Genomic DNA, 12769 nt, shown 5'->3' on the forward strand with positions numbered 1-12769 from the left:
GTGATATGATGATATATGGAAATATAGATGGAGTTAAAAATTCAATTTTAAATAAATTAGAAAAGGCTTGTGAATTAAGCGTTTCTAAAGATTCTATTTTATCTGTTGAATTGGTAGATATATTAGTTGAGGTAACACAAAATCTAGATAGAGAAGTTAGTGCAGCTATAGATAGAAAGGGCCAAATTATAAGTATGGGTATTGGCGACAGTAGTACTGTGGAACTGCCTATAATTGATATAAGAGAAGGACGGTTATCAGGGGTTAAAATAATACACACCCATCCAAATGGCAATTCTAGATTATCAGCGCTTGATATGTCAGCACTTGTAAAACTAAAATTAGATTGTATAGTGGCTATTGGAGTAAGTCCGGAAAAGGAAAATTTAAAATACAACATAGGTTTTTGTGGAATAGATAAGGGTATTTTAATAGAAGAAGAAGTGGGTCCAATAAGTTTAAATGAAGTAATTGAATATGATATTTTAGACAAAATTAAATACATTGAAAAATTAATGAAAACATGCGATGTTATTGAAGATGATACAGAACGAGCTATTTTAGTAGGGATAGGTAGTGAAGAGGATTTAGTAGAACTCACAGAACTTGCAAGAGCATGTAATGTAGAGACTGTAGACACTATACTTCAAAATAGACATAAAATAGATGCAGCTTTATATATAGGTAGAGGAAAAGCTGAAGAAATAGCAAGCATAAGGCAAGCGTTAAGAGCAAATCTAGTTATATTTGATGATGAATTATCAGGTTCTCAAGTTAGAAACTTGGAAGAAGTTCTTGGGTGTAAGGTAATAGACAGAACTACGCTAATTTTAGAGATTTTTGCACGAAGAGCAAGAACCCGGGAAGCGAAAATACAAGTTGAGCTTGCACAATTAAAATATAGATTACCAAGATTAACTGGACTTGGAACAATGCTTTCAAGGACAGGTGCTGGAATTGGAACAAGAGGTCCAGGGGAGAAAAAGTTAGAAATTGATAAAAGACGAATAAGAGAAGGTATTTTTGATTTAAACAAAGAATTAGCAAAAATAAGAACAACGAGAAGTGTACAAAGGGAGAAGAGAAGTCGAGAGAGTATCTCAAAAGTATCTTTAGTAGGATACACTAATTCTGGTAAATCAACGCTTAGAAATGCATTGTGTGATGTAGCAGCATTAAAAAGTGTTGCTATAAAGGACAAAGTGTTTGAAGCAGATATGCTTTTTGCAACACTAGATGTAACAACAAGAGCATTACTATTACCTGATAATAGAGTGGCGGCAGTAACGGACACAGTAGGTTTTATTAGAAAACTACCTCATGACTTAGTTGAGGCTTTTAAATCAACACTTGAAGAGGTAGTATACTCCGATTTGTTGCTACATGTGGTAGATGTATCATCTGAAACTGCAGAACTTCAAATAGAGGCTGTAGAAGGTGTATTAACAGAATTAAACGCAATTGATAAACCAGTGATATTAGTATTAAATAAAATTGATAAAGCCTCACCAGAAAATATTTTGAAAATCAAAGAAAAATATAAGGAATTAAAATGTATAGAGATATCTGCTAAAAATGGTACGAATTTGGATGGACTATTGAAACATGTTTGCACAGATCTTCCATACACTCTTAAAAAAATTGAGGTGCTTATTCCATACACTGATCAGGCTATGGTTGCATACTTACATAGGGGTTCAATGGTTGATTCAGAAGAGTACAACGAGGAAGGAACACTTATGTCAGTACGAGGAGATGATGAAGTTTACAATAAATGCAAAAAATACATTTTAACTTAGTTGTGTTTATTAATGAAAAATTTTTAGAAGTGTAATAAAATATAGATCTATCTTATATAATTTAATATTAGTCTATAACAGTTATTAAAGAATGTAGGAGTAGATATGGGAGAAAAAAAGTCGAATTCAGATAATGAAGAAGATCAAGATAAAAGAACAATTCAAGACCGTATAAATTATCAACAAATACAACAACAAATTATAAATGATATGAACAAACAGATTGGGAGCATAAGTAGTGGGAATTATACTGATCAGTCATTAGCTACTTCGGCGGATACATCTAATAGTTCTTGCATTAAATTATTGGCAGATAAGGTTGTAGACATAAATATTTTAAAATTTGAATTAGATAGATTACCATTGGATTTTAAAGCAAGAGCTTATTTTGAAAATGATGTAAAACCATTGTTAGATACTCTATATACTTTATCACTTGCATCCCTTGATTTTTCAGCTACTGCAGTTAGTTTGACAAATACAAATTTCGGGCGTAGTTCAAAAATTAAGAACGCTCTAAAATTAACAGACAGCGTTGATGAAATATCATCAGATGTAATTAAAGTATTAAGATGTAAAGTTGATAATATGCTGAAATTATCAAAAGGTGATTGAAAATAATTTTTTTGGGGAATGGAGAGAATTAGTTTAATAAATATTAAACTTGTTTCTCTTTATTTTTTAAGTATATGTTTATTTGTAATTGTGAAAAATGTAGTGCTATAATGAAGGATAGAGGAATAACATATAGATTATATTAAAAATTAGTGGGGGAAGAGAATGATAAAAACTATTTTACAATATCAGAAGGCTTTTAATAGTGTGGTTGACAGGATGAAGATTGATGAATCTGTTTTATCAGTAATGGTTTTTGGAAGTATGGTAACAGGTGATTTATGGGAAGAATCAGATATTGATTTTATCGTAATTGTTGATAAAAACTATGATGAAATTAGGAACTTATATTCGCAGGAAGAAGGCATTTCTGTTCATGTTAAACTTATGAGTAAGGAAAAATTTATTCAAGTTTATTCTAATAATTTAAAGGGAGGATATTTGCATAGAATTTTCTCGTCATCAAGGTTAATATTTTCAAAAGATATGGATATAACAGTAAGGTATGACGGTGGTAGACTTTTTCCTGATGTTGATAGAGAACGTTGGGGGATTAGTTTTTTAGGTAAGTTATTAAAAGAAATGGGAGTCTGTAAAAAATATTTATGGAGTGATGCTATATATACTTCATACAGTTCTGCAACAAGATGTATAGAAAAGTACTCAAAGCTCTTTGTTAATTCATCTGGATATATGATTAGCAAGGATGTTATGACTATGGCACTTAATTTAAATGAAGAATTTAAACTTTGCGTTGATAAATTGTTTTTTGAAAAATCAAATATAAAAGAGGTAATCCAAGAAACAATGACGTTTTTAGAACAGAGTGTAGACTTAAGTATTAAGGATAATTGCAATTTGCTTTTGAACTATATGAGAGAACAAGATAAGTTTATAAGTGCCGAAGAAATTATGTCGGATGATTTGTTTAAGGAATTTGATATAGATATGGAAGAAGTTCTTAATAAACTATGGAAAAGAGATATTATTAAAAAAGAAAGTAGAGATTTTAAGATAGATAAGGACAATATATTGATTAAGCAAAATGTGTATTTCGTTTAACGACATTTCAGATAAGCAGGTGAAAATATGTATAGATATGAAATCAAATTTAGTAACGAAATTCCTAAATATCTAGAAATATCAAAGCATATAAAAAAGCTAATTGATGAAAATAATATTGATGATGGTGAAAAATTACTCTCAATAAGGAAACTAGCTAAAATACTTAAAGTTAATGAGGTTACGATAGTAAGCGCTTATAAAAAACTTGAAGCTGAGGGCTATGCATATCAAAAGATGGGAAGTGGTACTTATGCTAAAAGAAGAGATACAAACATTAAGTTTAAAAAGGAATACTCTAATACCTTAAAAAAAATATCTAGTCAAAATCTAAAAAGCTATGTGGATTTTACAGGAGAAATCACAAGTAGTGAGTTTTTTCCTGTGACAGTCTTTAAAGATGTGCTGAATGAGGTATTAGATAGAGATGGTACGGAGGCTTTTGCATATAAGGAATCACTTGGGTACGAGGGACTTAGAAATAGTATAAGTACTTTCTTTTGGAATAATAGGGTAAGTAGTGAAGATATATTGATACTCTCAGGTGCACAACAGGGGATTGATATAGTTTCAAAATCTATAATTAATATTCATGACAACGTAATTGTAGAAAAGCCAACATATGGTGGTGCACTGACGGTTTTTAAATGGAGAAGAGCTAATATATTTGCAGTTGATATATTAGAAGATGGTGTTGATTTAATTCAATTTGAAGCAATATTAAAAAAGAATAGAATTAAATGCTTTTATGCAATGAGTTATTTCCAGAACCCAACAGGCGCCACTTATAGTCTGGAGAAAAAGGTAAAAATATTAGAACTAGCAGAAATATATGACTTTTATATAGTTGAAGATGATTATTTATCTGAACTAATATATGATAATAAGGAATATAAAAGTTTTAAGAGCTTAGACGTAAACGATAAAGTTATTTATATAAAGAGTTTTTCAAAGATATTTCTACCTGGGATAAGGCTAGGATATATGATATCACCACAAAAATGTAAGGAGTATATTCAAAATTCTAAAATTAATACAGACATATCAACATCTAGTCTTATGCAACGTGCTTTAGATTTATATATAAATAAAGATCTTTGGAAAGAGCACATAAGCCGTCTAAATTTGGCATATAAGGATAAATATAATTTTATGTTAGAATGTATAGAAAAATATTTAGGCGCCAAGGCTAGTTATTATACGCCTGGAGGAGGAATTCATTTTTATTTTAAAATAGCTACTGATCTAAAAATTAATTCAATGGAATTGTTTTATAGGTGTATGAATAAAAAGGTTTTAATTACACCAGGAGTACTATTTTATAAAAATGCAAAAGAAGGCAACAACTATTTTAGGTTGAGTTTTTCGGAAATAAAAAAGCCTGAAATAGAAGAAGGAATTAAGATTATCTCAGAGATACTCAAAGAAAAATAACTATAGGGTAAGGAGCGACGTTTTTGAAAAAGGGATTAGTTGAAATTGACTGGTTATCTATTAGTAAATATTCTAATGAGGAAATATCCTATTTCTTGTTTTTAGAGGGGAAAACGATGGAGGCCATATGTAAAATTAGAAATTTGGATAATGCCATTGTACAAAAACACATTATAGATGGTAAAATTAAATATAGATTTTTAGTGCATAGCAATGATACTGATGAACTTTTTAAGAGCATTGCTAAAGCAGGGAAAGAAGATAAGATCTATTTTTTAAATTCTATAAGTCAAGATAATAAAAACCAATTAATTGAGTTAATAAGGACTAATTATGTGGAGATGCATCCGAGGGACAAAGAGGTTGCTGTTTGGATTTTAGGGGAATTAAATGAAAAATCTTCTTTAAATATATTAATTAAGGCATCTGTGCATAAATTTATAAATGTGCGACGAATGGCAGTCTCAGCTATGGGAAAATTAGGTGATCTAAGGGCTGAAGGAGCATTAATTAGAGCACTTGAGGATGAAAATCCACAAGTGATAAGTTATGCAATAAAGTCCCTGGGTAAAATAAAGAGTGAAAAAGCTATTGTAAAGATAAAGTATATATATGAAAACACAGACAAACAATACATAATTAATGCTGCGCAGAGTTTTTTATTGCTGATGGGGCAAATAGAGATATAAAGATAGGGTAAAATTAAATCTAATTTAGAACATTTAATCGTAGGTGGGATAATTGAAATGAGCTACTTTACTATAAAAGATGAATCAATTGCTGAATTTAAAGAAAAGAAATCAATATTTATTGGTCATGGAAAAAGGGTTGAAAATGAAGATGAAGCTAAGGAATTTATTCAAACAATTAAAAATAAACACAAACAAGCAAGGCACAATGTTTATGCTTATATAATTGGTGAAAGAAGAGAAATACAAAGGTATAGTGATGATGGAGAACCTCAAGGTACTGGAGGAATTCCAATGCTAGAAGTGTTAAAAAAAAGTGATATAACTGATGTAGTAGTGGTAGTAACTAGATATTTTGGAGGAATTCTTCTAGGAACTGGGGGGCTTGCAAGAGCGTATTCAAAAGGTGCATCCCTAGCTGTTAAAGAGGGCGGGGTAGTGGAGAAAGTTAATGGTGTTTCCCTCGAAATAATAATTGAATATGATTTATTAGGAAAAGTGCAACATGTCTGTGCTAAAGATAACTTTTATATAGAAGATGTAGAGTATACAGACATTGTAAAAATTAAAATACTCTGTCAGTATAGCAATTTGGAAAATCTAAAGTCACAAATAACTGAGGTTAGCTCAGGGAAGGCTTTGTTTGAAGAAGAGAAGGAGAAAATGTATTTTAAACTAGAACATAGATTATATGATAGTGAAATTATAAATTCAACACTTTTAAATGAGAAAGAGAAGTAAAATATACATTTCTTATTTATTTGAAAAGTGCATTATTTCTATGATATAATGTGAAGGTAATGTACTTGTAGCCAATTCATAGAAGTACTGCTATTTATTAGCTCGGTTAGGAATATTCCACATTAAAATAGTTGGGGGGGATTTCAAATGTCAGGACATTCAAAATGGCATAATATTCAACAAAAAAAAGGTAAAATTGATGTTATAAGAGGTAAAGTTTTTACGAAATTAGGTAAAGAAATAATAATGGCAGCTAAAAATGGTGGATCTAAGTTAGAAATCAACGCTCATCTTAGAGATGTAGTTGCAAAGGCTAAATCTAATAATATGCCACTCGAAACAATAAATAGAGCGATTAAAAAAGGTGCTGGGGAGCTCGAAGGCGTAAACTACGAAGAAATAGTTTATGAAGGATATGGAGCAGAAGGGGTTGCTGTAGTAGTTGTAACGCTAACAGACAAAAAAAATAGAAGTGTTGCGACAGTAAGGCATGCTTTTGATAGACATAATGGAAATATGGGAGCAGCTGGATGTGTAAGCTGGATGTTTGCTAAAAAAGGGCAAATTATAATAGAGAGAACTGAAGTTATGGACGAGGATGAAATCATGATGATAGCTCTTGAAGCTGGGGCCGAAGATTTTAATGCAGATGAAGAAATGTTTGAAATTATTACTACTGTAGAAACCTTTGGACAGGTAAGAGAAGTGCTCGAGAAAGCAGGCTTTGAATTTGCGTCAGCTGAGATTACAATGATTCCAGATAATATGGTTCCTGTTAGCATGGAAGGTGCAGTTAAGGTTCAGGATTTAATAGATACACTTGAGGATAATGAAGATGTTCAGGATGTCTATTACAATGCGGAGTATCCAGAGGGATTTGAGGGTTAATGCTATTGGCTAAAGTAAGCGATTTCAGAGACATTCGAGTTGCGATGAGTTCATGATGACAAATAACACTTTTAGATGTATGTATGAAACTATATATATATCTGAAGGTGTTTTTTTATAAAATTAGACGATATATTAATACTTTACTCAATTCTATATTTAGGTATTTAAGAAGTTGCAAGATTTTTGTGTTATGGAATAATATACTTTAATGAAAGGCATACTAAATTTATAAATAACCGAAATAGATTTAAAAATGTATTATTTTCGAAAAAGAAATATATAAAATAAATATAAAAGTAAAGGGTGTGCAAATAATGAATAAATTAGAGAAATTAATTGATGCCGGATTTAAGGTGAAAATCCAATCAAGTTCTAAGTTTTGTTTAACATTAGATGATACAATTCCTTGTGTGAGCTTTAATTCTGATAGCATAGATGAAGCTATTGATTCAGCTTATGATTTTGTAAAAGAACAGAAAAAAGTAGCAGATAAGACTGAAATAGAAAAGCAAAAAACTGATTATAAAATTATAATTGATGCATCGAAGTCACAAGAATTAAAGATTGATGAGGAGATGCTTGATGAAGAATTCAAGACGACCAATACTATTAGAGTATATTCGTATGTTTGGGATAAATTTAAGGATTTTACAGAAAAACATGAAGACTGTAAAAGCATGGATTTAGTTAGTATGGCACTTTTAGAATATATTGAAAAATATAAAGAATAATTGATATAGAAGTTGGATTAGCTTAGGTTGAAACTTTTTTATTTAAGCAATATAAAAGAATTATTAACATTTTAAAATAGCAGAGTTGCGATTAAATATCAACTCCGCTTTTATATTAGTTTTCTTTATAGCAATGTTTATTGGAATGTTCTTTTCTACAACAATTATCGTAACACCATAAGTTACTCCAAGGATCACTCCAAGGTTCACTCCATGGATCACTCCATGGATCACAACAATCACACTTATCATAATAATCTTTACAACAATCAGTATAAGGTTGTCTATTTTCATACGTCGACATAATATCACTCCTTGACTTTAGTCATTATATAATATGCTCACTAATTAAAATTGACACTTAAAATTAAAAGGTAGGAATGTATTAATTATTCGTTAGTGGATATTTTTTAAGATTTGATGTACAATAATTTAAGGATGTTTGAGTGAATGGGGGATTTAGCATGAAGTTACTGTGCAAGTGTGGAAATATTGAAGACTTGAAAACAGATAAACCTATTACAGAATTTGAATTTAAGAACTGTAATGATGGATCTGCGGTATTAGTATGTAAAAGATGTAGTGAAGTAGTAATTATTAATTTTAAAAATAGTTAAAGAGCGCTGAGTAATTTCTTAGGGCTTTTTATCTTTGATTTTATTCACAAAAATATTTATAACTGAATATATTATAGTGTAGAGTATACATTATCAAAATTATATATAAACCCATTAATTTAACTTTTCAGATCTGAATTAAGATACTAATCTTATTTAGGAGAACATATATCAATGTAAAAATTTATGTTGAAAGTATATTGAAACGATATATGTAAAATTTTATATGAAAAGGAGTTTTATTAAATGGGTAAAAATGATAAGTGCAATAAATGTTCATGTGATTTATGTAGTGTTATTAATGCAGATCCAGTAGATATGGAAAAACATGGCGCTAGATTATTAACTGTAAGAATACAAGTAAATAATGTATGTTTTGATAAAAAAGTTGCTGTTGCATGTATTATATATGACCAATGCCATAGAATACTTGCATTTAGAGGATTTATTACTACAGTATGTAGAAATGAATGTAGTAGCAATGAATGTGGTACAATTGAGAAGAAACTAGTATTTGTACTTCCAGATGATGATAGCAGTGACCCAAATGAAATAGAAGTACGTACTGCAGCCAATTATATATATCCATGTGAGTGAAAGTGTTAGGTAGTTAAGAACTAATCAAGATTAAAATATACCCTATAGAGTAGACAATGAAAGGTCTATCCTATGGGGTATATTCATTATGTGAAATGTAGTTAAATACACATAAATACAGTATCTTTTTTATTTCTTATGAATAGTTTAATAGGAGGATATATATTGCAGATATTTATATACATTTAAATTAAGTATGCGTATATTTTATAAGGGGGAGTGAATAAGATGAATTGGAAGGAAGAATTAGTTTTGCAATTTAGAAATATGACTATTGATAGAACTATAATTAGCAAAGCAATGCAAAATTTTGTGGATGTTTTTAATAAAAATTTGGATAAATATAATATAAAAAATATTCGAGCAATAACAGATTTAAATGAATATATAGATATTAAGTTTTATAAAAAAGTATGTATAAAATATACCGATGATAACGTTACTTTTATTTTATTTAATAAGGATGGAATAGAGCAAAATATATCTATTAAATTAAGTATTGCAAAAAAAGTGGGTGGGTATTTTCTTCAGTATATTAATACAGAAGAACGTAATCCAAAATTGAAAGCATTTATTGATGAAAATATTATTGATGGGATTTTGCAGGACTTATTTGAGCTAAATGAAGAAGTAATAAGCATAAAGTAAAAACAATTAATTAAAAGCACCCAAAGTATGGGTGCTTTTAATTTGCTAATAAAACACATATAATTTTAAATTTATAAAGTACTATTATTTAGAACCGTGCTTATTAAATTTGAATTATTATTAATATTAGTGCTATTACCGGTACTGTTTTGTTGTTGCGTTATAGTTTGTATTAATTGAGATAAGTCTTTATTGTTGTTTGTACTTGGAAAGAGACTTTCTGAACTACTGTCACTTCCATCTGTACCAGTACTTGAACTACTGTCTGCATCTTGAGTTGTCATAATCTGCATCATTTGTTGCATTACCATCTGTTGAAGTTGTTGAGCCTTTTGGGATTGTAATGATATACTATCGAGTCCACTAGTTTTATTGTTTATGATAGGAGTACTTGCCCCAACATTATTTGAAGTCTGTTTTTGTGAACTATCCACTAATTGCTTAAGCAAAGCTTCAAAACCGGTACTAGCATCACTTCCTGAAACCCCTGTAACTGATTGTGTGCCTCCAATACCCATAAGCTGTGATAATTGTGATATTTGATTTACATCCAAAATTATTCCTCCTTTGTTTAACAATAAATGTTTATATTCCTAATTTTACTCTTAATAACAATAATTATCTATGTTTATTATAATTTACTTAAAATAAATCTAAAAGAAGAAGATTATTTAATAAATTTTACAATCTCATTTTTGCCTAATACAATATAAATATCTTATAGTGTATTAGGTCTGTTTATGGTTTTGGATATTTCAAATAGTATATTACTAATAATCTATATGATATAAATTTAAAAATGTTAATTTATAAATTCAATAATACCAAGTAATATTAGCAATATACCTGAAAATAATGGGGCAAATTTACCCAAAATTTTACCCAAGACATGATTACCTGCGGCTTCGCCAAATTTGATCGCAAGAAAACTTAATATAAATGTTGATATGACTGTAAACTGGATACTAACTCCTGTTATACTTGCGGCAATCCCTGTTCCTAAATTATTAAATGTTAATCCAGATGCTATAATGAGTGCTTCTTTATTACTTATATCACCAGAATTATCTAAGTCTGATTTTTCAGCATACTCTATCATATCAGTAATATCTTTTAAGGCAAGTTCCTTTGACTTAGTATTATTAACAAGTTTTATTATGCTTTGGGATACAAAATATAATCCCAAAATAATAATAATAATAGCACCTATTCCATTGGCTGAAGTGCGAGGCAAAAATTCTGATATATAAACCCCAATTAGCATAGATAAAAATGTTGCTGCAGATGTTACAATTGCTATTATGAGATTTGCAATTATCCCTATTTTTACTTTTTTTATTCCGTAAGCTATTCCTATAACTACGTTATCTAGGTTAGAGGATAAACTAAATGATAATGCAGATAAAATTAATTCCATATATGTTCTCCCTTTTTATCATTTGCATTTCAATATATGAAATGTAAACTTATAAGGTGATTAAACATTTAAATTATGATTATATTTAAGAATTAATATATGCATTTAAATAATAAAATGGTCATAAACATAAATAAAGAATAACAACACTTGTATAATACAAGTGCTATTATTCTTTATTTATATTATAAAGTCTAAGGTATACTCTGCATTTAGACTTTTATATTTTTCTACTAGGTCCTGTAGAGTTACAGAATCCATAACTTTATTAATTTGTTTATTAACTTCTTGCCATACGATAGTGTCTATACAAACTTTTATGTTGTTATCAAGACCTGCAGCTCCATCATCATCACCTGCGATATTTAAGTCACCTTCAAGTATTCTTAAAACCTCACCTACTGTGATTTTTGATGCTTCAGTTGAAAGGGTATAACCACCTTGTGATCCTCTCGCACTTTTCACTAGTTTAGCTTTTCTAAGTATTGAAAAAACTTGTTCTAAATAATTTTCAGAAATTGCTTGTCTTTCAGCAATAATTTTTAATGGTATATAGTCACCAAATGAATGCACAGCTATATCTACCATTGCTCTTAAACCGTATCTTCCTTTAGTAGAAATATTCATGGTAAGTTAATTCTCCTTATCAATTACAAAATATAAATATATCATAATATAATCTATTTACTAAAACAAATAATACTATATTAAAAAGCATAAGTCAACTAGCGTAGTAAAGGAATATTATTATTTATTCCACATAGGATTTTAACATATCTAATTGCTGTATAACTAATATCATATAAGCAATTCTAGTTTCAGCATCATTTGTAGCAAGATTATGAGCAAGATTTTCAGTCTGACTTAAACGTTTTGTAATTACTTGAAGCAATTTCAAAGAAATTTTTTTATCTGCTCCTCTGAAAGCGAAGAAAATATGGGAACTTTTTTCGCACATAGAGTGTTATTACAACTAGTACAATTACACTGACTCATAGATTAATCACCTACCAAATATTATTTATATTTCAATTACTTAGTTCATAATAGCATTTTTGACTTAAATTGGTCAATTAGTTATTGAACATAATTTATATATTTCAATTTATCGAAAAAATATATTATAGGTAGCTGATTTGTTTTTTGTATATATAGAATAAAAAATACATAAGCCTATAAAACTCATAGGCCTATGTTAACTTGGATCTAAAAGATTATTAGATTTATATATTCTCAAACTCATTTAAAGTCTTTATTTTATTCTCAACTTTAATTTTGTCGCTTCTTATATTATCTAATTGTTGTAGCAACTTTTTGTTTTCTACTTTTATTGTTTTACTTGAATTATGTGCAAGACCAGTCTCTGAGAGTTCTAAAGTGTATTGTATTTCTTGTTCAAGTTTACTTTTATAAGTTTCTTCAAATTCCTTTTCAACCTCAGTTAATTCATCATTCAAAGATGTTTTCATATTATCGATGACTTGCCTTGTTACTTCTGATTTGATTTGTTCTTCTGTTTTCATATAAA

The 12769-nt window shown here is 29.1% G+C and carries 17 protein-coding genes; 11 read left to right on the top strand and 6 right to left on the bottom strand.

The genetic code is table 11. The features are described 5' to 3' along the window. Positions 1–8 precede the first annotated feature (8 nt). The 8 genes from hflX (at position 9) to KPL44_RS13640 (ending at position 7962) form a co-directional block, all read left to right on the top strand. Positions 9–1799: a GTPase HflX gene (gene hflX / locus KPL44_RS13605; protein WP_216251561.1), complete on the top strand. Its 1791-nt coding sequence runs from the start codon at positions 9–11 to the stop codon at positions 1797–1799. Between the two features lie 105 nt (positions 1800–1904). Then, positions 1905–2414 carry a hypothetical protein gene (locus KPL44_RS13610; protein WP_216251258.1) on the top strand — a complete coding sequence of 170 codons (510 nt, stop codon included), beginning with the start codon at positions 1905–1907 and terminating at the stop codon, positions 2412–2414. 165 nt (positions 2415–2579) lie between these two features. Further along, positions 2580–3476 carry a nucleotidyltransferase domain-containing protein gene (locus KPL44_RS13615; RefSeq protein ID WP_216251260.1) on the top strand — a complete coding sequence of 299 codons (897 nt, stop codon included), beginning with the start codon at positions 2580–2582 and terminating at the stop codon, positions 3474–3476. A 27-nt stretch (positions 3477–3503) separates the two neighbouring features. Further along, positions 3504–4910, top strand: a complete 1407-nt coding sequence (gene pdxR, locus KPL44_RS13620; RefSeq protein ID WP_216251262.1) for a MocR-like pyridoxine biosynthesis transcription factor PdxR — start codon at positions 3504–3506, stop codon at positions 4908–4910. Positions 4911–4933: 23 nt separating this feature from the next. Continuing rightward, positions 4934–5599: a HEAT repeat domain-containing protein gene (locus KPL44_RS13625; RefSeq protein WP_216251263.1), complete on the top strand. Its 666-nt coding sequence runs from the start codon at positions 4934–4936 to the stop codon at positions 5597–5599. A 57-nt stretch (positions 5600–5656) separates the two neighbouring features. After that, positions 5657–6340 carry a YigZ family protein gene (locus KPL44_RS13630; RefSeq protein WP_216251265.1) on the top strand — a complete coding sequence of 228 codons (684 nt, stop codon included), beginning with the start codon at positions 5657–5659 and terminating at the stop codon, positions 6338–6340. Positions 6341–6487: 147 nt separating this feature from the next. Further along, positions 6488–7228: a YebC/PmpR family DNA-binding transcriptional regulator gene (locus tag KPL44_RS13635; RefSeq protein WP_216251267.1), complete on the top strand. Its 741-nt coding sequence runs from the start codon at positions 6488–6490 to the stop codon at positions 7226–7228. A gap of 317 nt (positions 7229–7545) precedes the next feature. Next, a complete protein-coding gene (locus KPL44_RS13640; protein ID WP_216251269.1) occupies positions 7546–7962 on the top strand; it encodes a hypothetical protein in 417 nt (138 codons plus the stop codon). Between the two features lie 115 nt (positions 7963–8077). On the opposite strand, the gene KPL44_RS13645 is transcribed toward KPL44_RS13640, so the two are convergent. After that, entirely contained in the window at positions 8078–8266 is a 189-nt protein-coding gene (locus KPL44_RS13645; protein ID WP_216251271.1) for a hypothetical protein, read from the bottom strand. Between the two features lie 160 nt (positions 8267–8426). Here KPL44_RS13645 and KPL44_RS13650 point away from each other — a divergent pair, with 160 nt between their 5' ends. From KPL44_RS13650 to KPL44_RS13660, 3 genes are all read left to right on the top strand, one after another. Beyond that, positions 8427–8579: a hypothetical protein gene (locus KPL44_RS13650; RefSeq protein WP_153882466.1), complete on the top strand. Its 153-nt coding sequence runs from the start codon at positions 8427–8429 to the stop codon at positions 8577–8579. 246 nt (positions 8580–8825) lie between these two features. Further along, the gene (locus tag KPL44_RS13655; RefSeq protein ID WP_216251274.1) at positions 8826–9176 is read left to right on the top strand and encodes a hypothetical protein; all 351 of its coding nucleotides are present in this window, start codon (positions 8826–8828) and stop codon (positions 9174–9176) included. A gap of 228 nt (positions 9177–9404) precedes the next feature. Continuing rightward, positions 9405–9824 carry a hypothetical protein gene (locus KPL44_RS13660; protein WP_216251276.1) on the top strand — a complete coding sequence of 140 codons (420 nt, stop codon included), beginning with the start codon at positions 9405–9407 and terminating at the stop codon, positions 9822–9824. A gap of 71 nt (positions 9825–9895) precedes the next feature. Here KPL44_RS13660 and KPL44_RS13665 read toward each other — a convergent pair whose 3' ends face one another. The 5 genes from KPL44_RS13665 to KPL44_RS13685 all read right to left on the bottom strand — a co-directional run bounded on the left by KPL44_RS13665 (position 9896) and on the right by KPL44_RS13685 (position 12764). Continuing rightward, a complete protein-coding gene (locus KPL44_RS13665; RefSeq protein WP_216251278.1) occupies positions 9896–10378 on the bottom strand; it encodes a hypothetical protein in 483 nt (160 codons plus the stop codon). Positions 10379–10626: 248 nt separating this feature from the next. After that, the gene (locus KPL44_RS13670) at positions 10627–11241 is read right to left on the bottom strand and encodes a sporulation membrane protein YtaF (RefSeq protein WP_216251281.1); all 615 of its coding nucleotides are present in this window, start codon (positions 11239–11241) and stop codon (positions 10627–10629) included. Positions 11242–11421: 180 nt separating this feature from the next. Further along, a complete protein-coding gene (locus tag KPL44_RS13675; RefSeq protein WP_216121611.1) occupies positions 11422–11868 on the bottom strand; it encodes an RrF2 family transcriptional regulator in 447 nt (148 codons plus the stop codon). A gap of 124 nt (positions 11869–11992) precedes the next feature. Continuing rightward, positions 11993–12139 (bottom strand): hypothetical protein, encoded by a 147-nt coding sequence (locus KPL44_RS13680; protein WP_216251284.1) that lies wholly within the window; start codon positions 12137–12139, stop codon positions 11993–11995. 325 nt (positions 12140–12464) lie between these two features. After that, entirely contained in the window at positions 12465–12764 is a 300-nt protein-coding gene (locus KPL44_RS13685; RefSeq protein ID WP_071613003.1) for a hypothetical protein, read from the bottom strand. Positions 12765–12769 lie beyond the last annotated feature (5 nt).

Origin of the sequence: Clostridium sp. DSM 17811 (assembly GCF_018861905.1) — a bacterium.
Lineage (GTDB): Bacteria > Bacillota > Clostridia > Clostridiales > Clostridiaceae > Clostridium_AD > Clostridium_AD frigoriphilum.

Excerpts from the sequence above, each read along its gene's own strand:
- hflX (WP_216251561.1), top strand. The coding sequence starts at position 9 with ATGATATATGGAAATATAGATGGAGTTAAAAATTCAATTTTAAATAAA.
- KPL44_RS13610 (WP_216251258.1), top strand. The coding sequence starts at position 1,905 with ATGGGAGAAAAAAAGTCGAATTCAGATAATGAAGAAGATCAAGATAAA.
- KPL44_RS13615 (WP_216251260.1), top strand. The coding sequence starts at position 2,580 with ATGATAAAAACTATTTTACAATATCAGAAGGCTTTTAATAGTGTGGTT.
- pdxR (WP_216251262.1), top strand. The coding sequence starts at position 3,504 with ATGTATAGATATGAAATCAAATTTAGTAACGAAATTCCTAAATATCTA.
- KPL44_RS13630 (WP_216251265.1), top strand. The coding sequence starts at position 5,657 with ATGAGCTACTTTACTATAAAAGATGAATCAATTGCTGAATTTAAAGAA.
- KPL44_RS13635 (WP_216251267.1), top strand. The coding sequence starts at position 6,488 with ATGTCAGGACATTCAAAATGGCATAATATTCAACAAAAAAAAGGTAAA.
- KPL44_RS13640 (WP_216251269.1), top strand. The coding sequence starts at position 7,546 with ATGAATAAATTAGAGAAATTAATTGATGCCGGATTTAAGGTGAAAATC.
- KPL44_RS13645 (WP_216251271.1), bottom strand. The coding sequence starts at position 8,266 with ATGTCGACGTATGAAAATAGACAACCTTATACTGATTGTTGTAAAGAT.
- KPL44_RS13650 (WP_153882466.1), top strand. The coding sequence starts at position 8,427 with ATGAAGTTACTGTGCAAGTGTGGAAATATTGAAGACTTGAAAACAGAT.
- KPL44_RS13655 (WP_216251274.1), top strand. The coding sequence starts at position 8,826 with ATGGGTAAAAATGATAAGTGCAATAAATGTTCATGTGATTTATGTAGT.
- KPL44_RS13660 (WP_216251276.1), top strand. The coding sequence starts at position 9,405 with ATGAATTGGAAGGAAGAATTAGTTTTGCAATTTAGAAATATGACTATT.
- KPL44_RS13670 (WP_216251281.1), bottom strand. The coding sequence starts at position 11,241 with ATGGAATTAATTTTATCTGCATTATCATTTAGTTTATCCTCTAACCTA.
- KPL44_RS13675 (WP_216121611.1), bottom strand. The coding sequence starts at position 11,868 with ATGAATATTTCTACTAAAGGAAGATACGGTTTAAGAGCAATGGTAGAT.
- KPL44_RS13685 (WP_071613003.1), bottom strand. The coding sequence starts at position 12,764 with ATGAAAACAGAAGAACAAATCAAATCAGAAGTAACAAGGCAAGTCATC.